Raw genomic sequence first — 21,561 nt, 5'->3', positions numbered from 1 at the left:
TCATATTGACTGTAGTCTAGGGCTAGCTAGTCTGATTTCGTCATTCGTCATTCGTCATTCGTCATTCGTCATTCGTCATTCGTCATTCGTCATTCGTCATTCGTCATTCGTCATTCGTCATTCGTCATTCGTCATAAGGTCAGAATTAGGTGAGCCCATGAGAAGGCTCGCGCAAATTACAATTACATTATTGGTTTCACTTATCACAACAGCTTGTCATATTAGTGGCACTATCACGGACGTAGAAAAAGCGAGCCTTAAAGAATCCCAAAAAAGAAAATCACCAGACACCATTATTGGTGAAACGGTCAAGACCACAAAGGGCACAGCCAATTATCAAATCAAGGCCAGCTTTGGCGAGATCTCGGAAGTAAAAAACACCACCTCGAATTACAGAATAGAAGGGGTCTTCTATGAATAGAGAAAATTATTTTACAACCAATTTGACCAATTATACTGCCGCAGCGGCAGTGATATTTGCAGCAGTGATGTTATTACCCCTACAAAAAGCCCAAGCCGTCGCGGTCCAAGGTAAAGGTATCAGCTTTCAGGCATTTATTCAAGACCCAGCTGGCGAGGCCATTAATGCTTCGAATATTACTGTGAATGCCAAGATTTTAGCCCCGAATGGTTGTGTGCTCAGGGAAGAGAATTTCACAAACGTGACCATTACAGATGGTTATCTCAATATCAACATCACCAAAGGTGCACAGGGCGGAGCAGATCCAGGGCTTCAAATTACAGAAATATTTAAAAACACCACAGCCCTTAGTTCGCTAACTTGTTTGAATGATGATAATACAACAAATGGGAGTTTAAATTCTTACACACCATCAGCAAATGACACCCGAAAACTAAGAATTACTTTTGCCAATGGTGCAGATACAATCTTGGCTGATTTTAATATGCGCAGTATGCCTTATGCTCAGGTGGCAGAAAGCCTGAATGGAAAATTAGAGACAGATTTTATTCAAACCAGTACAAATGTGACTCAAACAAATTTAGACACTTTTATGACAGCGATACTGCAAGGCGCTTGCGCCAATGGACAAGTGATTAAGAAAGTTGCAGGTAGCTGGGCTTGCGCGAATGAATCTGGGGTTGGAATTGAATCCGATCCTACGGTGCAAAATTTTGCAAAGAATGCACCCAGTACGGGCTTAGTTGTGAATGGGTCAAATCAATTGGAATTAAGTTTTGGAACAATTGGGGGCACTGCTGCCCAAGGGAATGATTCAAGAATCACGGGAGCTTTTCAGGCATCGACGGCCTTGGGTAGTGATTTATCTGGTACATTGCCCAATCCCACAGTTGAAAAAATCAAAGGCCAAAGCATCACTGCCGCAGCGACAACAGCGGGGCAGGTGCTCAGATATGCTGGTGGTAATAATTGGACCCCAGGATTTGTGAGCATGTTTGATTTGCGAAGCACAGTGACTGGGTCACAAACCTTTGGGGGCGGGGCTGCGGGCTGTACAGCAGGACAAACGCTGACCTGGGTTGCGGCAACGGATAACTTAGCTTGCGCGAATATCAACATTACAAAATCACAAGTCAGTGATTTTCCGACATTTTCGGCAAGTGCCACAACAGACACAACGAATGCCAGTAATATTTCAAGCGGCACATTGGCTGCGGCAAGGCTTCCAGCTCTTGCTGGTGATGTCACATCAAGTGCGGGCTCTAATTCGATCACTTTAAATACAGTCAGTGTCAGTAAAGGTGGTACGGGTTTAACCGGAGCTCCAACAAATGGTCAGATTTTAATTGGCAATGGAACAGGCTACACATTGGCAACTCTCACCGCTGGGACAGGGGTGACAATCACCAATACTGCCGGTGGAATTACAATTTCCGCAGCCAGTGGAGTAAACGGATTAAGGTCTTGCGACACCGGCAACGCCAACGATGTGATGGTGGCTGTTGGCTCTTGGTGTGTGGATAAGTATGAAGCCAGCGTTTGGTCAAATGCTGATGGATCAGGAACTCAATATTTTTCAAATGGATCGACCGCGGATTTTAATTATCCAAACGCAGGTAATTTGCCAGCAAGTTTTAATCGTAATGGTTCAGGGTCTTCTGTTGTCTATGCGGCCTCAAAGCCGAACGTGATTCCAGCAAGAGGTCTGACTTGGTATCAAGCTGTTGTCGCCTGTGCAAATTCAGGCAAGGTATTAATTCCAGATAGCGTTTGGCAAACAGCAGCGATTGGCACCTCAGATCCAGGAGCAGGGAGCGGCACTGGTGGTACTTTAGGGGGTTCAGCGACAGATGCGGCAGCAGCTCAATGTAACATCAATACACATGGTGCAGGTAATGACAATGACTCGGACGGGACTTGGAACGATGTGAACAACAAGATAAGACCAACGGCAAAAGCGGGTGCTACAAATCAAGGATCAAATGCTTGTATCAGCCGATTTGGAGTTGAAGACATGGTGGGTAATGTTTGGGAATGGACAGATATGAACGGTGTTGAGGCCGGAACAGATGCTTCGGGATTTACTCAAGGCGAAAACAACGCATCAGGAAGTCCTTTTGCTACAGCTGATGGAACTTGGAATTTGAACGGATCGGCTTATGGTTGTGATGGTGAGGGCTCCACTCTAGGAACTTGTGGTTGGAAGAACAATGTCCCTGCGGCGGCTCTTCGTGGCGGCAGTTGGGGTAATGGTGCACAGGCAGGTGTGGCTGCGCTCCATCTGAACAGTTCGGGTTCCGGTTCGGGTTGGAATGTCGGCTTTCGCTGCGCCCGCCCGCGATAAGGAAAAGCCTAGAGCCTGGAAGGCTCGGGCTAGACATGGCGAGCTGATCGAAGGCCTTGAGAGCGGCGTCAGCCGCAATTGGAGCTTGATGCGAAGGAGCTGGAGCGCCAGCGGCGCGAAAGTGAACGGCATCAAGCTTGGTCAGGCGAAGCTAAGCTTCGCCGCTTGGGCAAACTCCGTGAGGAGTTTGCTTGGTTGCAAATCAAACATGATTTGCCAGCCACCAGGGGTGGCTGTAGCGCATGATTGAAGGTTGAAAAAAGACTTAAACATGAATGAATCAAACATGACAAACAACTTAGATGAAGTGATGAAAACCAAAAAAGAAGTCAGTCTTGAAATTGCAAGGCTGTGGCTGGGGGTCACTTTAAAACATTTAATGGCATACTTGAAATCCAAACAAATTGCTGGTGTTAAAGTTGGTGATGAGTGGTTTATCAAAACGGAAAGTCTTCTGCAAATACGTCCCACGGGCATCAGACTGAATGCTGTTATCCTGCCTGAAATTGAAAACCCCCAAAGTAAATCTCAATATGAAAGACAAAAAAATCGTTCAAGCTGGGCTGAAGGTTCGCAAAAAGAATGGAGCTTCTATAAAACAAAGGGGCGAAGCCCACTTAAGCTGAATGGATTTTTGCGATATAAAGAGGTTTATAGTTTATTATTTGATTTAAAAAATGAAATTGAAAGTGTTGATTATACTTTTTTTGATCAAGAATTGCTCTTGATTGGTGATGACTTAGGGGCGGGTTTTTATAGCTACGGAATTATGAAACGAAAACTTTATGGCCGAGCAAGAATCAGAGCTGGTCGAATCGTGGCTCGAGCATTGATTTTATCTGTGCCGCAGGGGTTTATGGTTGGTCTTTATCAGTTGGTCGAGGCCATTACTTTTCTTTGTCGAAAAATGGAACCGAGAGAGGTCTTAAGTGACAAAGCCCCACAAAAAGCCTAAAGAACCTGAGATATTTTTACAAAGCTTTGAATTGGCCAAATTGATTATCAAGAGCACAACTCTTTTTCCAAAACCGACCCGATATGTTTTAGGTCACAGGCTAGAGGAAAAGTCTTTAGACTTTTTAACACTATTAAATCGACTTGTGGGTCCCTCGGGTTTGCATAGTTATGACCAGGAGACGAGAAAGAAAATTTTGAAGCAGTTATCTCTAAGTCTTGATGAATTTAAATTGTTGCTCAGGATGGCTCGAGAAACTGGGGCCTATTCAGCGGGCCAATATGATGATTTAAATACGAGAACTCAGTCTGTCGGTCGTCAGATCGGTGGGATGATGAGAGAGGCTTATCAGAAAAATGGATCACACTTTACTTGATGAGATTGCAGATATAGAAAATATCGAGTCGGCATTTTATTCTTGTCTTCAGGGTAAGAGATCAGAATTTAGTCCGCAAATGGCTTTCCTTAAGCTGGATGGATATTTAGAAAAGCTTCGCTTGATGCTTTTATCTGGAGCAGACTATCCTTGGGGTCCCTATAAAGAGTTTTATATCTGTGATCCCAAAAGAAGACTTGTTTCTTCGGCTCCATTTATTGACCGAGTAGCTCATCGAGCGATTTATAATGTTATCAATCCACTTCTTGATGGAAAGTTGATTGAGAATAGCTTTGCTTGTCGTCAGGGCAAGGGGAACGGCCGAGCTGTCGTGACCTTGTATAAAATATTGCGTGAAAACCCTAACTATTTTGTTGTTAAGCTCGATGTGAGGAGCTTTTTTGCCTCTGTTCCGCATGGAAGATTGTTGGGAAAACTTTTAGGCTATTTGCCCGATGATAGTTGTGCGGGATTATTTAAAGGACTATTGAAGTCCCATCCCGATTTTCGTCATGGGGTGGGACTGCCACTTGGAAATCTGACCTCGCAGATATTTGCAAACTTTTATATGCATGATCTGGATGAACTTCTTGTTGGTTTAACCAGGGGATATTTAAGATACATGGATGATTTAATTCTTATCTGTGATTCATTGGCTCAGGCTCGGGAGGCTGTTTCAAAAGCGATAGAACTTGGAAAGAGAGAAAAATTAAAATTTCCACTAAAAAAGCGAGTATGGATTGGTCATTCTGAAGTTCCATTCTTGGGATTTCTGGTCAGTGCGAACGGTGCTTGCCCACTGAATAGAAATCGACGCCGAGTTCGGCGCAAGATTTTGGACAAGCGAAAGCGTGGTCATTTAGAAAGTGAAATCGCCCAAAGTTTAATGTCATATCGTGCTTGGAGCGGATTTCCGGTGCGAGAAATTGATCAACTGAATAGAAAGGAGTGACTGCTATTGTCAGTCAGCGCCAGCCCTTGCTGCGGCGGCTCTTCGTGGCGGCAATTGGAATAATGGTGCACAGGCAGGTGTGGCTGCGCTCAATCTGAACAATTCGGGTTCCAATTCGAATTGGAATATCGGCTTTCGCTGCGCCCGCCCCGTCTTTGACCGACGACCTTCAGACTTGAGAATTACGCTTTGTTCACTGTATTGAAACAAATGCAAAAATTGAATTTGGAAATTGGTAGGATAAATTTGGTCGAGGTTAGGGGAAATCAAGTTGTGAAATCCCTCTCGCAGCCTTTGTTGTTTTTCTCAAGGCACGGCAGTCAATCCTTGGGGCTTATTCCTTCGCGTGTAAGGATTCGGGGCAACATGAAGTTGCCCCAGCCCTGAATTTTATTGAGATGTTTTCGCCACGATTATACGAATTCGATAAGAATTATGAATTAAACCTACTTAGGCAGCCGTCTTAAACTCAATCTTTGTTCTGGAGAGTTTATGAATTCAAAATTATTTTCTAAGTTTCAGCTAAGTTCCAGCATTGAATTGCAAAATCGTATCGTAATGGCACCAATGACCAGAAGTCGAGCTGAAGGAAACATTCCTGGTTCGATTGTTGAAGAATATTATGGACTGCGCGGAGAAGCAGGTTTGATTATTTCAGAGGGTACGTCGCCTTCGCCAGAAGGTTTAGGCTATGCAAGGATTCCTGGTTTATTTAATGCAGATCAGGCGAATGCTTGGGGGCGGGTTGCGAGTGCTGTGCATAAAAAGGGCGGAAAGTTCTTTATACAATTGATGCACACAGGAAGAGCTTCGCACATCGATAATTTAGCCAAAGGGCTACGGGTTGTTGGACCTTCTGCTTTGGCTCTTGATGGAAAAATATGGACCGACACGCAAGGGGAGCAGCCGGCGTCTCTACCGTCGGAGATGAGTGAAGTTGAAATCGAGAAAACTATCGAAGATTTTGTTCGTGCTGCAAAGTTGGCGGTCGAAGCTGGGGTTGATGGTATTGAGATTCATGGAGCCAATGGATACCTGATTGATCAGTTTACAAACGTGGCATCCAATGTTCGCAAGGATAAGTGGGGTGGCAGTATTGAAAACCGTATTCGTTTCGGATTAGAAATTGCTAAGCGCATGTCAGCTGCAATTGGGGCGGATCGTGTTGGCTATCGAATTTCACCTTTTGGAGTTTTTAATGGTATGGTTGCTTACCCAGAGATGGAAGAAACATTTCTTGCTCTAGCTAAAGAGCTCGGTAAATTGAAAATTGCCTATCTCCATGTGGTTGATCATAGTGCAATGGGGGCTCCTGCTGTTCCGGTAGATTTTAAAAAGGCTCTTAAGAGCGTATTTCAAGGGCCATTTATCGATGTTGGCGGCTATGTGGACGCGGACCGAGCTGAGCAAGCGTTAGAAACAGGGTACATAGATTTGGTTGCCTTTGGGCGTCCATTTATATCGAATCCAGATTTGATTTCTAAACTTCGAAACAAAACGGCTCTGACTCCACCTGATTTTTCGACTTTTTATACGCCAGGAGTAAAAGGATATACTGACTACTAAGTCGTAAAAATAAAAGAAGTAGGCAAATGCCTACTTCTTTTTGTTTTTAGGTCTCATTTCTTTCATCAGGACTCCCATATTTTTGGGTTTTCTGCCCTCTAATTGCGCGATAAGTTTTTCATCCCGCTCGGTGACTAAATTGATCACGAGTCCAGGGCGACCGGCTCGAGCTGTACGACCTGCGCGGTGAATATAGTTTTCCATCTGCTTGGGGAGATGATAATTAATGACTCGCCCAACGCTATCGATGTCCAAGCCCCGTCCTGCTAAATCTGTAGCGACCAAAAGCGCAACTTTTCCGTCTCTGAATTTTTTTAGATTTTGGCGGCGATCTGTTTTTTCCATTTCGCCTCGGTAGATTAGGTTTTCATAGCCTTTTGTTGTCAATTCTTGCGCCAATTTATCGCATTGTTCACGTGTGTTGGTGAACAGAATGGTCCCACCTTCAACTTTTTTGGAAAGAACTTTTTCAAGCTCAGGCCATCGTTTGCCATCGGTGACGATGATATTTTTAGTTGTTAGACTCGAGACCGGTTTCCCGCTTCCCGAGCTCTTGCAGAACTCGGCGCCTTCAAAGGTTTCGTTAATAAGATCTTGAACCTTTTCAGAGACTGTCGCTGAAAAAAGTATTTTCTGAACTTCCTCGGGGCAGCAGCTAGCGATATAGTTTGTGTCTGCCAAGAAACCCTGATCCATCATTTGGTCGGCTTCATCGTAAACCAAGCATAGTACATCGCTTAGGTCGATGTGTTCGCCTTGAAGCATCTGTCCTAAGCGTCCAGGGGTGGCAAGTAGAATTTCGAAGGAGCCTGAGGTGTTCTTTCTCGCTTGAGCTAAGGACATTCCTCCCAAAGCTGTGCGAACCCGCAATCTCGTGTCGTGCGTAAGCATTTTAAACACTTTCGCAACCTGTTCGCCAAGTTCTCTTGTCGGAACAAGAATCACCGCGCGGGGGGTGGCGTCTTGATTTACTGGATATCCGTCATCCTCAAGAGTCTTTAGTAAATGCAAAATTGGAAGGGCATAGGCCAAAGTCTTTCCACTTCCGGTCTCTGAGATTCCTACCACTGATTGTCCAGACATTAGCAAAGGAATTGTTAATGATTGAATTTCAGTGGCCTTAAAAAATTTCTTTTCAGAAAGTGATTTAAGTAATGAGGGGAGTAATCCAAAATCTTTAAAGTGCTTCATCTGTTCTTCTTCGGTTTTTTGGGGAATTTCTGTAATTGCAAAAGGACGTTATACAGCATGTGTGGCTTTTGTCTAGGCCTACATTTTATGTCCCAATTTGGATGCTAGCTATGTGCGCGATAGTGCATTGATGTTGATTGAGGGGGCCATGTTGAGGGAGTCTTTCATTGTTGGAGGCAGTATGAAAATTCTGATTTACCTATGTATTTTTTTTCTTGTATCGCCGTTTGCGGGGGCTTTTGAGGATATAACAGAGCCAACCTCGGGGAAGGCTCCAGTCATCTGTAAAGTTCAGTGCGATTGTTGGGGGCATTTTGGTAATTATGCTCAAGACTTTTATATCGGCGAAGTAGAGTCGTGGGGGTATTGCCCAAAAGATTACGATCGTAAAAAGCTCTATCAGGCACATGCTAAAGCAGCCCTTCAGCGTTGTCGGGAAATCGGTCGATCTTCATCTGCTTCAAAGTACCTAAGATCCTGTAAAGCCACGTTTTAATAAATGACCTCTAAAAATCAGTGTATGGAATTTTTTCAATAAGCAATCTCAGCAGGGAATCATGCAATTTTTGAATAACATGTTGATGTTCATTTATTGTACTTCGCCGATGGCTCGGGCTAGAAGCCTTTTATTCTATCCACTGTTGGAGGTATTTATGAAAAAGATCGCTTTCTTGTTAATGACTTTAGTGTTGGGTGTTCATGCTCAGGCCGCGCAATTGCCTTTGTTTCCGGAGTTTGCAGAACAAGATGCCGAGCAAGAGCTAATCACCTTCTGCCAATCGGAAGGATTGGAGTGTTATCTGGACAGCTATGATGTGTCTTCATTTGATGCGGCATCAAAGCTTCGCCAGATTGCTGGGGATTTGCATGATCCGAAGGCGGCATGGCAGTATGAGGTTGATACCAACATTAAACGCGTGATCACTCATTCATATTTAAAAAGTTTGGGGGGATACGATGCTCTTAAATACTTTTATGAGAACAATCGAATCAAGGCTGCCTTTGGATTTTCACCAGACGTCGAGCAGTGCACAGAGGCTGAGTATTGCAGTCAGTATAGAGTTTATATCTTTTTAGATGACGGTCGTGTGATGTCTGTGTTCTTTGATTTTAATGATTGAGGACCTTCGGACTTTGTTGTTAATGGTGGAATGCTAGAATTAACATCCCCAGAAAATGGAAAAGGCTCGATGGTTTACCATCGAGCCTTTATTGGTTGCGGGGGCAGGATTTGAACCTACGACCTTCGGGTTATGAGTTTGGGAAATCACTTTTTCCAACTACGCGAAATATCTATAAATAATTATTCATATCAACAATTTAGAACAAAAAGTTTGTTCGGAGCTTTTCGGTGAAAATGGGTTCTTTTCGAGGGCTCGTGGACCATCGGTGGACTATTTTTTTGCGACCTTCGCCACGCGAAGGTCAGCAAATGTCGATAGTCCACGGCCGTTTAGCACTTAAGGACGCTGAAAAGGTGCAAAACTGGCAATCTGATCGACAACTTAAATGCCTGTACATGGAATACTTTCAGTTTAAAGGAAGCAGAGATTCTGCCCCCGACGGAGTATACACATCGCTTGCTGGTAAGATTATCGCCTTTGAATATGAGATCGCCCAAAAGTCCAAACAACGTTATCGCGACAAAGTGCGCCGGTATGTCGAGTGCATCAGACGAAGAGATTCAACTGACGGTCCGAAGTATGACCACGTTCGGATCGTTTGTGAAAAACCCAGCGTCTATAAAATCCTAAAAGACGCCACAGCGATCTATCGCGACTACTTCACCATAGTAATGGCCGGAGACTTTTTTGCAAGCCTTGCCCCGCAAGTGAAAGCTACACCACTGCCCCAGGCAGTAGGCCAAGAGGCTCTGCAGTAGGTATTCGGCTTAAGGGCGGCCTGGAAGTCAGGTCTAGGTCGCCTTCTCAAATATAAACACCCAAAAGGCCCTATTGGTGCCTAGGAAATACAAAATGACAAAAAAACCTAAAGGTGGTACTTTAAGTATCAGTAGGCTTTCCGATAAGAAAGCTAGGCCCCCAAAAGAGAAGAACCTCATTAAAAAGATGAAGGTCCTTTTAGAGGCCCACAGACTCAGGATGAGTGACCACGCCAACCGCCGCATGAAAGAGCGTAATATCCTTTACTACGAGGTTTTACAGGCTCTCGCCAGCGGCAAGCACGATGCAAAGCGGGATCGCTTTAACGAAGAGTTTAGCTCTTGGGACTACAGCATCGAGGGTAAAACCATCGACGGTCGGGAGTTAAGAATCGGGATTACCTTTGAGGTTGTCCCGGTATCTAAAGAAGTGATCTTGGTTTTAACAGTGATTGATCCGAAAGTCTAAAATGGGAGAAGTTATGAAAATAAAAAACTACAGATTCGAAGGTTTCGGCTTCCCAGTTATTTTTGACGAACTCCCTGCGGTCAAGGTTCGCGGTGAGCTGGTGCCGGATGTGGATTTTGATAAATACGCAAAACCTTTGATTGAGCATATCTGTGCTCGTCAGGATGTGCCGCTAAGCGGGAATCAGGTTAAGTTTATTCGAAACTACTTTGGGATGTCTTTGCGGGAGTTTGCGAAGATGTTGAATGTGACTCATCAGTCAGTCATGCGGTGGGAGAAAAATCGCAAATCAGCCGCCCGAATTGATCTCAACACCGAGGTAGTTATGCGCATTAAAATCTTAAATGACTTTAAAAGTAGTGAAAAGATAATTGATTTAGTTTTTGAAAAAACTCATGATTTTAAATTGCGATCAAACTATTTAAGCAACATTCCTGCTCTTCGAATTTTAGAATCATAAAAGATACAAGAAAAAGTATAGTGCTAGTAACCTTTAGAGTATAAACTTGATTTTGAGTTTTCTAAGCAGAGTGTCTATAGCTTTGAGCCCGGCATAAATATGTTGTAAATGCGTAATGATGACCGATGGCGAGTCATAAGTTGAAGTCCCTTTTATATGTGTATGAGCGGCACTATTTCGCGGTATTTTTAATTGTCCTAAACTACTTTTGAGGTTACTCAGAATATTAGGATCGATTCTTTTTTCCAACTGCAAGGTGATAACCTGGCCAATTAAGTACACGATCAGAGGCCTAAAGTGCTTTTTGTATTCAAATCCCCAAGTGTTTTTAATTTTATCTTCGAACTCTGTTCTTTGTGTGGGCTTCAAAAATCTCACAGATGACCGAAGCAGCACGTCATCCATAGAGTCTTCAACCCATCCACAAAGTTCGATCAATGCCATCTTGGAATATAATTTTGCCTTTTTTGTCGACGAAGCGCGTTTATATTCTTGATCCAAGGCCGTAAGTGTTTTGCTGATATTTGTCTTGTTTATCATTTGGAGAAAACTACTTTTGCAGCATTTAGTCGAGCTATTACCTTATTCCTATGTGACAATCCCTCTACTAATTTTTCTTCAGAAAACTCTTCCAGTTTCAAAAATTTTTCGTACCGCTTATTCAAGCTTGTCGAGCTCTCTTTTTGAAGACTTTGTAAATTCTCGGAAACACCAATTAAAAGTCCCTCTAGAAGAGTAATGCTGTACCGCTCAGGCAAGGTGCCTTTTAAAATATTAGTCCAAGTAAATTCGACAACTTCTTTAAAAAGCTTTCTCTTTTTTTCGACATCTTTAGGCGAAAGGTTTCTGTTTTTTTGCATATATTGATTTAAAAATTTGGATAGTTTTCCATCGTATGAATTTATCTGCCCATGGAAAGCAAAAAAGCGAAGTATCAATTCTTCTTTTTTAAATCGATTTCCATTTGATTTTTTCATTTTATTTAACTTATGCCACGATTTATGCTCATTTAATTCATGTAATAAGTTGTTAAAACTTCCTGAGTAGATGCAGTTCCTAATCTCCTGACTGGTGAGTTTCATGCCTCCTGAGTTTAGACGATGAAATATGGTGAAAACATACTCTGCATGTGACTCTTTAGATAAATCGCACCTTAATACCGTGATTGGAATCGAAACATCTTTAACGCGCTTGTAATATTTGTGATGTGGAGATTTTTGATTCAATAAAGCTTCGGCCCGTATACCGCGCAAGTCTTCAGTAATATCATCCAAATTGGCGAGCCTCCAGTCTGGATCTCCAGATAAGAAACGAATAATACTGGACATTCTTTGAAGTCCATCAATGACTTGCCATTTTTCAGTCTTGTAATCGAAACTAAAGCACATACTTGGAATTGGTAGGCGTTTTATTAAAGAATCTATAAACCTCGTTTGTGCGGGCCCATTCCAGACGACTTCGCGTTGGAATTCTGGCTGTATATCCAACACCCCCTCAAGACTCATTCGATGTAGGTCTGCGCAAGACCGTAACTCATTGAACGCAATTATATCAGAAGGTGGAACTTCGGAGTTGTCGTCAGATTGAAAAGATTCCTCTTCAATTTCATGAAGAGTTTTAGCCATTTTTTTATTTTTCTCTTTCAAGCCTCATCCTCCTGTATATATCCTTCAAAGGTTTTCCCGCTCGAGACTAAAAGTGTATAAGAACTTTCATAATAATCAATAAATCTTATTGATTATTATTTCGGATTTTATACTGTTTCACGACTTATCCAATCCCTAAGCAAATCCGACCTCACAAAAAGCATTGTGCTAATCTTAACAAAAAGCCCATCAGGAATTCCTCGCTTCTTCGTTCGATACTTCCAGTCATATACCGTTTCAGTAAATATACCCAAAATCTTAGACACCTCATTCGGGCGAAGTAGCTTTTTGCGATCAGTTTCAAGAAAGCTCACCAAGTCTAGTTTCATTTCGTTATTATTGTGTTGCATACGATTACCTCCGTTAGCTTCAACTGATCTGCCAGAGCAAAAATAAAAATGCAAACGCACCACTTTTCTCAAATCGAATTAAATGTCCCTAGAGGTCCCTTCGTGACCCTTTACCTGTGGACATTGAAATTTCTAGAAACACATGGAAACGTTTTGTAACGTTTGTGAAGAAAGAAAAAAGTATCTAAAAAATATTTTTACTTTTCATAAATGCGTCGAAGCCAAAGATGAAGACTCAAGTATAGGAAATCTCTCAGAAGACAAGTTACCAGAGATTGAACCCGCTCTAGTTTTTTAAAAAAGAAAAACTCCATTAGAAGTTTTGGGACAACAAAAAGGACGTGACTCAACAAACCCCGTGATTAAAATTGATAAAACCCTGCGGGGAAGATATGTCGATTATTGAGCCAAGATTGGTGAAATTGAAGAACGGAACACAGCTAACTCTTCGAAGTCCCCAGGCAGAAGAGGCTGAAACACTTCTTTCACATTTAAAAAACGTTTTGCGTGACTCTTATAGATACATGAACCAGCCGAAGAATCATTGGGACACCTTTCCTGTTGAAGAAAAAGTCAAAATTCTAACTGACTTTAAGGATTCAAATCAGAAATTTATGCTTTCAGCTTTCGACGGAGATCGAATCGTCGGCAATTTTAGAAATAAAAAAAGCCAGCTTTTGATGGCTGGCTTTTGTAAGTCCCTGTATCTTTTAAGAAAAAAATGGTTGCGGGGGCAGGATTTGAACCTACGACCTTCGGGTTATGAGCCCGACGAGCTACCAGACTGCTCCACCCCGCGACAGGGTTTCGTGATTCGCTAAATGCGTTTCGTCGAAGTGGGTTGAGACTATTAGGTATGAATCTCTAGGTCAATGTCTTTTATCAATATATTAATGCTTTCGCAGGGTTTATATGGTGCGAAATGCTCAAAAACAGAGCGGTGCTTTAAATTGTGCTCGGATCAAACTCAAAAAGTTTGAATATTTTCTTCCATTTAAGTGAGGGCTTGGCTTGAATTATAAGGTTCCGTTGTGTTTTCGGATGAGTAAATTCTATGTGGAATGCTCGAAGCCATAAACCCGGAAGACCCAGTTCATCACGGAAAAGGCGATTGTGATGGCTGTCACCATGTACGATGTCGCCAATCAGCGGATGTGATATCTGGTCCATATGTCGGCGAATCTGGTGCCAGCGTCCTGTATGTATTTCAACTTCTGCTAGTGAATATCTGGAAGTTGCGTGTTGTCCGATTTGAAAAGGAAGCTCGATCGTCTTTAAACATCGATAGGTGCTTAAAGATTTTTTAGGAAGTTTTGTGGTCGGATGAAGTAGGTCTAAATCAATCGAGCCTTGTTCATCTAGGTAGCCTCTGGTCACGCACCAATATTTCTTTCGAATTTCGCGGCTTCTGATCATTCTTCCTAAGGTTGACGCCATCTCAGAGTTTTTTGCATAAATCACAAGTCCGGTCGTGGAAGAGTCAAGTCGATGAACGGGAAATACAGGTAGCCCAAAGTGTCTTTCTAATCTTGGCGTGAGATATTTGTTGATATCGATTCGATGGCCGGTATTTTCAGGTTCTTGTGTGAAGCAACCTTGTGGCTTATCGATGACAAAAATATCTTCGTCTTCATAAGTAAAATTAAATAGCTCCAGGTCCGCTTCTATTTTGATGATTTCTTCAAGCGAAGCCTCATGAAATTTCACAGACCCCAGGGATCCAAAACTTAATTCGATTTCGGGATTTAATTTCTTATTGGCTCCGGTAGTTATCCATTCAAGTTGGGGATAGTCGGCCATAAAATGCATGGGATTTCTGTTAAGGACGATTTCAAGGTGTTCAAGGCCATCAACCGTATTTTTACCGAGTTTGGGGGCCGGTAACTCTATTAAGGGAATTATCCAGCTTCGATTATTGTGATTGATCTTTACTGGACTATCTAACTTGAAACAAGCAATCGGGCGGCCGTTGACTTCGGTCTCGGCTATCATCATACCAAACTGACTGAGCTCTCTCTTTTTAATTGCATAGTTTTTGTAGCTCGAGACACGGTAGCAAATATGATCTATCTCTAAGTTGGAAATATCCACTTGCTGACCGACTTTTTCAAGGAGGCCTTTTACGAAGGGCACTGGATCGCCAATAATGGTTTTGATGTTTTTCATATTGATATTCTACAAGTTCTTTTGTTTATAAAACTCAGCAACTATCAATGCGACTGCTGTGGCGACATTCAGGCTTTCGACTTTTCCAGTGCCGGGAATTTGGACAGAGCTATCAGAAATTTTAAAGGCGGCCTCAGATAAACCGTCTCCTTCTTCTCCAAAAAAGAAAATCACTTTGTCTGGGATTTCACTTTTGAAAATTGAAGTGCCTTTATGGCTAGATGTCGAAATAATGGAATATCCTCTTTTTTTGGCTAAGTTCACAAAGTCCTTAAGATTTTTATACTCAAGAATAGCCACACTTTCGGCTCCACCTTCAGCTGTGCGTAGTGCGGCTCCACTTTGAAGGGCTGTTGCATCGGGGTGACATATAGCAGAAACACCAAAATGAGCACATGTTCGTATAATGGCCCCTAAATTGTGAGGGTTTCCAATGTCCTCTAAGAGTACCAAACAGTCTTTTGCACTTTTATGACTTTCAATCCATTTTTCTGCAGCAAGGGGTGGTTCGACTTCGACAATAAGAACAACACCTTCGTGGTGTGAAGTTTGCCCAATTTTTTGAAGCTCGTCATCGGTGACTAAACGATAAGGCTTTTTATTTTTGGCTAGGTATTTTTGAAGGGCTCCAAATTTTGGAGCAGTCTTCGTATTAAAAAATGCGCGGATCACTTGCTGTGGCCGCCCGCTGAAAAACTTCAAACTGGCATTAATTCCATAGACTTTTGATTCGCGCATTTTTTTATTCATAAGGTGCAATTTTTAACCCGTACAAGATCTAAAGTCAATTTACTGAGAACACTGACTGATCGTGCAGTTAAGCTTGAAATTTTCAGATGTACAAGCTTTCAAAGCAAGTGCAGAAGCCTCAATTTTTGTGGCAGCATTAGCTCTGAAAATATTTCCGGAAACCGTGTTGTTAGCAATACAAGTGATGCTAGAGCCAAGAATTTCGTCTTCGCATTTTAAAGAAGTATCGTCGCAGTTTAGTTTAAACTGACCTGCCTTACAGGATTGTTTTGCTAGAAATTCAGCATCTAGACGAGTCGGGCCCTTGCCAAGGTGAGTTTCGCCAGTGACGCTATTTCTTACCGAACAAGCCACACCAACTTTGCCGCCAGGAAGTTGTCCTGATCCGCCGAACACCGCATCTTCAAGGTTGCGAACTCTTTCCGTTAACTGCATATTTTTTCTTTCAAGTTGTTCAACTTTTCGCATGATTACGTTTAGTGTTTGTGAGTCGCCAACGCTGACATTGATTTGGGCTGCCTGAGCCGCGAAAGAAGTGCAAAAAAGGGCGCCAGCTAAAATTAGCTTTTTCATAGGGTCTCCGATTCTTTTCTTGTTAAAAGTGATTTCTGTTAAATGTTTTTTATTTTAGTCACCACGGGAAACTAAAGCGTTACCGATGATTTCTTCTGCTTGATCTTGAGCATTTATTTTGACGGTGAACTCGACAGCTGTTTCGCCAAGAGGTTTAAATTGAATCATTAGTGCACATTTTGCAGTTTCCAGGTTGGCTGCGCGAACACATTTAATATCAATGTGCTGAATATTTGATTTCATGTCTTTTTCAAGGTCGCCGCCATTAAGGATTACCTCTTCTAGCTCTTCTGTATAGGCGTTAACGACTTTCAGAATATCCGTTAGTCTTTCACCATTTTTTATGTCTCCCTCTAGGCCGACTGTTTGAGCATTTTTATTTAAGACTCCGTAGGCAGAGGCCTGAAGTTCTTGATCTTTAATTGAGTCAAACGCCGACGCCGACGCCTGAGAAATAGAAAAAAGTACCACTAAAGAAGCAAATAGCATTTTAAGCATAAACAATCCTCCGCTTTTTATATTCGGGCTTGCTCAATGCCAAATCGGAGCCAGGCTCAGCTTCAAATTAGCGATGGAAGGGATGTCAAAATGATATGCAGTGACTCAAATTGGTCTTTTTTTGGGACATTTAAGCTCACTTCGTGACTCGGCGATTCCTGAAGCTATGTTTATCGAAAGGGGGCAAAGTTTCGACTTGTCCTAGGTATTTATAAGAGTAATTTGTGAGCATCTCCAGAGGGGGAATGATGAAAGCATTTATTTTTATGGTTGTTCTGTGGCCTGTTTTTGTTTTGGCTGGCAGTGGAGCTTTGATTAATGCAAAAGATGGTTTGTTTAGTGATACCTCACGCTTTGAAGCTGTAGCCTTAATGGAGCAGAACTTAAGAAAGGCCTTTGAAAAAGTCTGCGATGATACTTTCTGTGAAGGGGAGTTTTCGAATATCAAACATATTGCATTGAATTGCTTTATTAATGGCGATACCGCGATGGTTGATAGTTGCCACTGGGATTTTGCCGGCTCGTACGCCTATGCTGATGGCGATGTGATCGTTAAGGATGCCAGGGTTTTTCAGTGTGAGTTTAAGCCCGAGATGAATATTATGGACCTAACTGAAATCGTAAATTCTGCTGCGGGAAAGCGGATGACAAATCCATTGCGAGTGCTTCATACAAAGATAAACAATCGGGGAGAGACCATATTTGATGGTCTTTCCGATTGTCTTTAGAGGATTTATTTTAAACCCAACAAGGACTTGAGATTTTTTAAAAACTCAAAGGCCTCGGCGTAAGATGCTGCCCCCCAAAGGAAGGGCTCTTCGCTTTGATAAAGCCAACTGGAATAGGGTTTTCGAGATTTAGGATCATAGACTTCAGAGACGAACTGCTGTTTTCCGAAAAGTTGGTCGGATATTTTTAAGATATTTTGAGCCTGTTGAGTATCATTCATCATTAAAGCAACTTTAAAAGCCAATCCAGTAAGCCAGCTCCAAGTCATCTCATCATGATAGGCCTTCAGGCCGGCCCATTTTACATGGGAAATAAGCTCGCCAGATTTATAGCGAGGATAGGTGGCTATCAATGGCCCTTGAGAAGAAGTCCATAGTGGGTGTTTGATCAAAGCATTCCAGAGTTCTTTTTTTTGATCTCCTTTTACCCAATTCCACTTAATTGCAAGTAGCTGGTCATCAAGTCCAAACTGATTCCTCTTAAATTCACTCTGAAAGAGTCCCGTCTGCGGATCTTTGAAGCCTGCTTCGATGGCTCGACGTAAAAACGGTGCGCGCTCTTGGCAAAAGTTGAATTGGCTGAATAGGCAAAGCTCTTCGGTTACGTTTGAATACAGCATATTCGTCAGGAATATAGCTCCTTCGCGTCGAGCAGAGTCCTTCCAGTCTGCGAATGGGCCCTGATGAATCAGGCCGTCTTTTAGGAATTGGTCGTAGTATTTATAGATCGAAACCAGCTTTGTTTCGTTCTTAAGAAAGAATTCGATATCTTGAGTTTTTGCGCAATATTCTAATACGGCCTTTAAGGTTAGTATGTTTGAATCGATATTAGGATATTTGCCGTTGATTTTGTAATAAGCTTTTAGTGGAGACTGAATTTTTAATTGAATCCGAAATTTAAATAATGCTCCGATGCTGGAAAGAAAAACTCTTTTCATTGGGCTCATCGAGTCACAATAAAGTGGTACTAAGCCATTTTCATTTGTGTGATCGATAATTAACTGCAGTTGGTTTTTTACGATCTCTTGAAGATTTAAATTTAAGAGTCCTGAAACTGAAAAGCAAAAGTCACGAGTCCAGAGTGTTCTGAACTGATGAGCCCCGGCTGTGACATACTTTTTTCCATCAATTTCAATAATATTTTTGAGAATGCTTTGAGCAACAATAGTTTCTATATCCATCTGAACATTATGGCATTTTAGATCAAATTGTCGAATTTCTTTTCGGTGAGTCGAGCTAGAATAATTAAATAAAAGTCTTTTTTGTAAAAGCTTTGTGCACTTCAATCTCAGAATAAGATTATGTTGAACTTCGCTGTTTGATTGAAAGATGATGGAGTCAGCCCTAGAGGAAAGTCTGCTTTTATGAGCACCACGGGGTGAGGATCAGGAGGTCCGAATGAAGAATCAAGGAAGATATCTATTAGCTACAGGTTTATTAGCTTCGGTCATGGTCATCACGGGATGCCTTGAGATCAAGGGCGAGCACGAAGTTCCAACTTCTGATTTAAACAATAGTGACTTTAGCGTAACAGCTCCTGATGGTAGTTCAGGTTCCACTCAAAGTGGCGGACGCCCCACAACTCCTACGACAGATTCTGGGACTTCTGACAGCGGTCAGCTTCCTCCTGATGTATCAACAGACTTACCAGCGGGATTCACAATCAATCGTGGGGCATTGATGACAGGTTCGCAAGACTTGCTGCTCGCCTTTAATCCTCCCTTCACATCTGCTTTCATGAAAGTCTCGGAGTCCAGTGATTGTAGTGGTGGATCATGGGGGGACTATGCGGATTCTATTATTTATTCGGCCCAGTTGGTAAATCAAAGTGTACCCATATCGGTTCAGTTTAAGGATTACGATGGACGAGTAAGTCTTTGTTTTAAGAATAGCATTATTATTGATAAAGCTGGGCCTAGTATTGTCTTTCAAAAGTATCCTGCCGCATCTATTGAAGAAGGACTTGATGTTGAAATTGTTTTTAATGTTGAGGACGCTGCCGGTGTGAAGTCGGTTCAATGTCAATTTGCTGGAGTTTTGAAAACTTGTTTAGCGGGCTCAAATAAAGTCGTATTTCCCAAAATGGCAGCAGGATCCTATCAGTTCAATGTCTTGGCTGAAGACTCGTTCGGTAATAAATCACAACGTGCTATTGTCTTTCAGGTGACAAGTCTTTATAAAAATATGAAGCAGTCGGTGACAGTGACTCAAAATAACAAAGTCGATATTTTATTTGTTATTGATAACAGTGGTTCGATGGCTTACGAGCAAAAAAGTATGGCGTCCCGTGTACGCAACTTTTTAGATGTCATCAAAGGTTTGGATTGGCAGGCTGCAGTTACCACAACGGATCCTTCAAATTCTACCTATGGGGATGGACGATTGGTCAGCATGAAGGGATTGTCTAATACCTATATTTTGAAATCATCAATGGACGAAGCTACCTCACGCACGGTTTTGAGTAATACTTTACAAAGAAGCGAGACGGGAAGTGGAAGTGAACAAGGAATTTATGCGACCTACCGTACTATCGAGAGAAGTCTTGCGGGGCCTGGTATTTATAAAGATTTTATCCGCGAAGGGGCTCAGTTAGCTGTGGTGGAAATTTCGGATGAAGACGAATCCGCGAATGGATTAAAAAATGATCCAAGTAATTTAATAAAGCTAATTCAGAGTTCCTTCAATGGGCAAAAAGCCTTTAGTTTTCATAGTATTATTGCTCGACCTGGTGATACCAAGTGTCTTTCCGGAGAGGGTGCAACCGCTGGCTTCCGTTTAGAGCAAATGTCGAAGTTAACTGGTGGGATGGTTGGAGACGTTTGTGCTTTGGATTACGCCGAACAAATGAAAGGAATCGCTGATGGAGTTCGTAAAACTTTAAAAACACTCACTTTAAGCTGCGAGCCCGTAGTCGACTCTTATCGTAACATAATCATTCTTAAGGATGGTCTGGCTTATACGGGGACTTATGTAAAATCCGGAGTGAATTTGACATTTAATGACATGCTTCCTTCGGGAAATTATGAAGTGCTTTATACATGTGTAAGATAGGTTTGATCCTAAAAAAGTACGAGATAAAAAAGCCACCGAAGAGGTGGCTTTTTTCTTATGACTTTACAGTAACTGCTTGTCCGTTTTCGTTTAAGGTGACTTTCTTGTTTTTAGTCACCTGAATGATCGGAAGACTTTCCGGAGACAGTCCTTGGGCCTTCATTTTTTCAAGTTCAAAAGGCAACAACTGGCGAGCTCCTTTCTTTCCTGGATGCATTTTCCATTGGTTCGCGCAGTTCTTAGAGCAGGTGTCCTTCAAAACGTCGATTTTTGCGCAATCCACACAAATCAGTTGTTCGTGATCGCAGCGAACACAATCAATTTTCTTTTCTGACGGCTGCCCGCAATGTGGACATAGACCGTACTTCGTTGTCGGTTTTAAATTTTGATCTAAAGCGACACGGTGATCAAAGACGAAACATTCCCCTTCGTACTGATCATTGGGGTGCTGGGCTAGATAATTGATAATACCGCCTTCAAGCTGATAGACTTGATCGTAACCCTGCTTTTGAAGTTCTAGAATTCCTTTTTCGCAGCGAATTCCGCCGGTGCAAAAGATCATGATCTTTTTATCTTTCGCAATACCTTGCTGTTCCATGAATTCTGGAAATTCAGTAAACTTTTCTATGTTAGGATTAATAGCGCCTTTGAAAGTTCCAATTTTATATTCGTACCAGTTTCGGGTGTCGATGATAACGTGATCCTTGTCTTCCTTCATCATCTTATTCCATTCGGTCGGAGACAGGTGAAAGTTCTTACCTTGCGGAGGCATCATTTCAGGAATACCTGTCGTGACAATTTCTTCTCGAATTTTTACTTTGTAGCGGCGGAAAGGGACAATATTGCACGAGCTATCTTTAAAGAATAGTCCATGACAGTTGAAATAATCTTGGATCCAATTTTTAAATTGATTCAGATTCTGTTCGTCGTCTGCCGAACAAGTCGTATTGATGCCCTCATGTCCCAGAATAAGCAGGCCTCGGATATTAAGTTCAGACGCTTTGTTTTCCAGATCGGATTTGATTTTTTCAAGGTCATTTAAACGGGCAAAGTGGTAAAATGTAGAAACGTAGTGAGTGATCGCACCCGTATTAGGTGTCGTTGGTGTAGTCATATTGTCCTTCCTCTCCGGGCTCCAAACCCGGTGGCAATGAAGGACTAGATAGAATAAAAATCAAAAAAA

23 protein-coding genes and 1 tRNA gene are annotated in these 21,561 nt (G+C 42.2%); 13 read left to right on the top strand and 11 right to left on the bottom strand.

All coding sequences use genetic code 11. The features are described 5' to 3' along the window. The first annotated feature begins 157 nt into the window (after positions 1-157). From AC04MN_RS15110 to AC04MN_RS15085, 6 genes are all read left to right on the top strand, one after another. On the top strand, positions 158-421 hold the full coding sequence (locus AC04MN_RS15110) for a hypothetical protein (RefSeq protein ID WP_475384048.1): 264 nt from the start codon (positions 158-160) through the stop codon (positions 419-421). Then, positions 414-2,765, top strand: a complete 2,352-nt coding sequence (locus AC04MN_RS15105; protein WP_475384047.1) for an SUMF1/EgtB/PvdO family nonheme iron enzyme — start codon at positions 414-416, stop codon at positions 2,763-2,765. Before AC04MN_RS15110 ends, AC04MN_RS15105 begins: the two co-directional genes overlap by 8 nt. Positions 2,766-3,036: 271 nt before the next feature. Then, entirely contained in the window at positions 3,037-3,720 is a 684-nt protein-coding gene (locus tag AC04MN_RS15100) for a hypothetical protein (RefSeq protein WP_475384046.1), read from the top strand. 196 nt (positions 3,721-3,916) lie between these two features. After that, positions 3,917-4,096 (top strand): four helix bundle protein, encoded by a 180-nt coding sequence (locus AC04MN_RS15095; RefSeq protein ID WP_475384045.1) that lies wholly within the window; start codon positions 3,917-3,919, stop codon positions 4,094-4,096. After that, on the top strand, positions 4,077-5,048 hold the full coding sequence (locus AC04MN_RS15090; protein WP_475384044.1) for a reverse transcriptase domain-containing protein: 972 nt from the start codon (positions 4,077-4,079) through the stop codon (positions 5,046-5,048). The genes AC04MN_RS15095 and AC04MN_RS15090 overlap by 20 nt, the downstream gene beginning before the upstream one ends. 492 nt (positions 5,049-5,540) lie before the next feature. Further along, the gene (locus AC04MN_RS15085; protein ID WP_475384043.1) at positions 5,541-6,614 is read left to right on the top strand and encodes an alkene reductase; all 1,074 of its coding nucleotides are present in this window, start codon (positions 5,541-5,543) and stop codon (positions 6,612-6,614) included. A gap of 30 nt (positions 6,615-6,644) precedes the next feature. Here AC04MN_RS15085 and AC04MN_RS15080 read toward each other — a convergent pair whose 3' ends face one another. Continuing rightward, entirely contained in the window at positions 6,645-7,805 is a 1,161-nt protein-coding gene (locus tag AC04MN_RS15080; protein WP_475384042.1) for a DEAD/DEAH box helicase, read from the bottom strand. Positions 7,806-7,986: 181 nt separating this feature from the next. Between AC04MN_RS15080 and AC04MN_RS15075 the strand changes: the two genes are divergently transcribed. The 5 genes from AC04MN_RS15075 (at position 7,987) to AC04MN_RS15055 (ending at position 10,616) form a co-directional block, all read left to right on the top strand. Continuing rightward, positions 7,987-8,301, top strand: a complete 315-nt coding sequence (locus AC04MN_RS15075; RefSeq protein ID WP_475384041.1) for a hypothetical protein — start codon at positions 7,987-7,989, stop codon at positions 8,299-8,301. Between the two features lie 157 nt (positions 8,302-8,458). Beyond that, positions 8,459-8,926, top strand: coding sequence for a hypothetical protein (locus AC04MN_RS15070; protein ID WP_475384040.1), 468 nt, complete (start codon positions 8,459-8,461; stop codon positions 8,924-8,926). Between the two features lie 311 nt (positions 8,927-9,237). Continuing rightward, positions 9,238-9,687 (top strand): hypothetical protein, encoded by a 450-nt coding sequence (locus AC04MN_RS15065; RefSeq protein ID WP_475384039.1) that lies wholly within the window; start codon positions 9,238-9,240, stop codon positions 9,685-9,687. A 94-nt stretch (positions 9,688-9,781) separates the two neighbouring features. After that, positions 9,782-10,156: a DUF4258 domain-containing protein gene (locus AC04MN_RS15060; protein ID WP_475384038.1), complete on the top strand. Its 375-nt coding sequence runs from the start codon at positions 9,782-9,784 to the stop codon at positions 10,154-10,156. A 13-nt stretch (positions 10,157-10,169) separates the two neighbouring features. Beyond that, positions 10,170-10,616 carry a helix-turn-helix domain-containing protein gene (locus tag AC04MN_RS15055; protein WP_475384037.1) on the top strand — a complete coding sequence of 149 codons (447 nt, stop codon included), beginning with the start codon at positions 10,170-10,172 and terminating at the stop codon, positions 10,614-10,616. Between the two features lie 33 nt (positions 10,617-10,649). Here AC04MN_RS15055 and AC04MN_RS15050 read toward each other — a convergent pair whose 3' ends face one another. From AC04MN_RS15050 to AC04MN_RS15015, 8 genes are all read right to left on the bottom strand, one after another. Further along, positions 10,650-11,156, bottom strand: a complete 507-nt coding sequence (locus AC04MN_RS15050; protein WP_475384036.1) for a hypothetical protein — start codon at positions 11,154-11,156, stop codon at positions 10,650-10,652. Beyond that, on the bottom strand, positions 11,153-12,241 hold the full coding sequence (locus AC04MN_RS15045; RefSeq protein WP_475384035.1) for a GmrSD restriction endonuclease domain-containing protein: 1,089 nt from the start codon (positions 12,239-12,241) through the stop codon (positions 11,153-11,155). Before AC04MN_RS15045 ends, AC04MN_RS15050 begins: the two co-directional genes overlap by 4 nt. 128 nt (positions 12,242-12,369) lie before the next feature. Further along, entirely contained in the window at positions 12,370-12,612 is a 243-nt protein-coding gene (locus tag AC04MN_RS15040) for a hypothetical protein (protein ID WP_475384034.1), read from the bottom strand. A 722-nt stretch (positions 12,613-13,334) separates the two neighbouring features. Then, a tRNA-Met gene (locus tag AC04MN_RS15035) sits at positions 13,335-13,411 on the bottom strand. Positions 13,412-13,557: 146 nt separating this feature from the next. Next, positions 13,558-14,778, bottom strand: coding sequence for a VOC family protein (locus AC04MN_RS15030; protein ID WP_475384033.1), 1,221 nt, complete (start codon positions 14,776-14,778; stop codon positions 13,558-13,560). 9 nt (positions 14,779-14,787) lie between these two features. After that, positions 14,788-15,528: a tRNA/rRNA methyltransferase gene (locus tag AC04MN_RS15025; RefSeq protein ID WP_475384032.1), complete on the bottom strand. Its 741-nt coding sequence runs from the start codon at positions 15,526-15,528 to the stop codon at positions 14,788-14,790. 39 nt (positions 15,529-15,567) lie between these two features. Next, positions 15,568-16,101 (bottom strand): hypothetical protein, encoded by a 534-nt coding sequence (locus AC04MN_RS15020; RefSeq protein ID WP_475384031.1) that lies wholly within the window; start codon positions 16,099-16,101, stop codon positions 15,568-15,570. Between the two features lie 54 nt (positions 16,102-16,155). Then, entirely contained in the window at positions 16,156-16,599 is a 444-nt protein-coding gene (locus AC04MN_RS15015; RefSeq protein WP_475384030.1) for a metalloproteinase domain-containing protein, read from the bottom strand. 248 nt (positions 16,600-16,847) lie between these two features. Here AC04MN_RS15015 and AC04MN_RS15010 point away from each other — a divergent pair, with 248 nt between their 5' ends. After that, positions 16,848-17,327 carry a hypothetical protein gene (locus AC04MN_RS15010; protein WP_475384029.1) on the top strand — a complete coding sequence of 160 codons (480 nt, stop codon included), beginning with the start codon at positions 16,848-16,850 and terminating at the stop codon, positions 17,325-17,327. Between the two features lie 5 nt (positions 17,328-17,332). Here the strand turns inward: AC04MN_RS15010 and AC04MN_RS15005 are convergent, their stop codons facing one another. Next, positions 17,333-18,508, bottom strand: a complete 1,176-nt coding sequence (locus AC04MN_RS15005) for a glucosidase family protein (protein ID WP_475384028.1) — start codon at positions 18,506-18,508, stop codon at positions 17,333-17,335. Positions 18,509-18,725: 217 nt separating this feature from the next. On the opposite strand from AC04MN_RS15005, the gene AC04MN_RS15000 reads away from it, so the two are divergent. Then, positions 18,726-20,378 carry a hypothetical protein gene (locus tag AC04MN_RS15000; RefSeq protein ID WP_475384027.1) on the top strand — a complete coding sequence of 551 codons (1,653 nt, stop codon included), beginning with the start codon at positions 18,726-18,728 and terminating at the stop codon, positions 20,376-20,378. A gap of 55 nt (positions 20,379-20,433) precedes the next feature. Here the strand turns inward: AC04MN_RS15000 and trhO are convergent, their stop codons facing one another. After that, entirely contained in the window at positions 20,434-21,492 is a 1,059-nt protein-coding gene (gene trhO / locus AC04MN_RS14995; RefSeq protein ID WP_475384026.1) for an oxygen-dependent tRNA uridine(34) hydroxylase TrhO, read from the bottom strand. Positions 21,493-21,561: the final 69 nt, after the last annotated feature.

The organism is Bdellovibrio sp. ZFWA1 (assembly GCF_056175665.1).
Note: the sequence above shows the minus strand (reverse complement) of the source record. Positions and strands in the feature narration are given on the sequence as shown.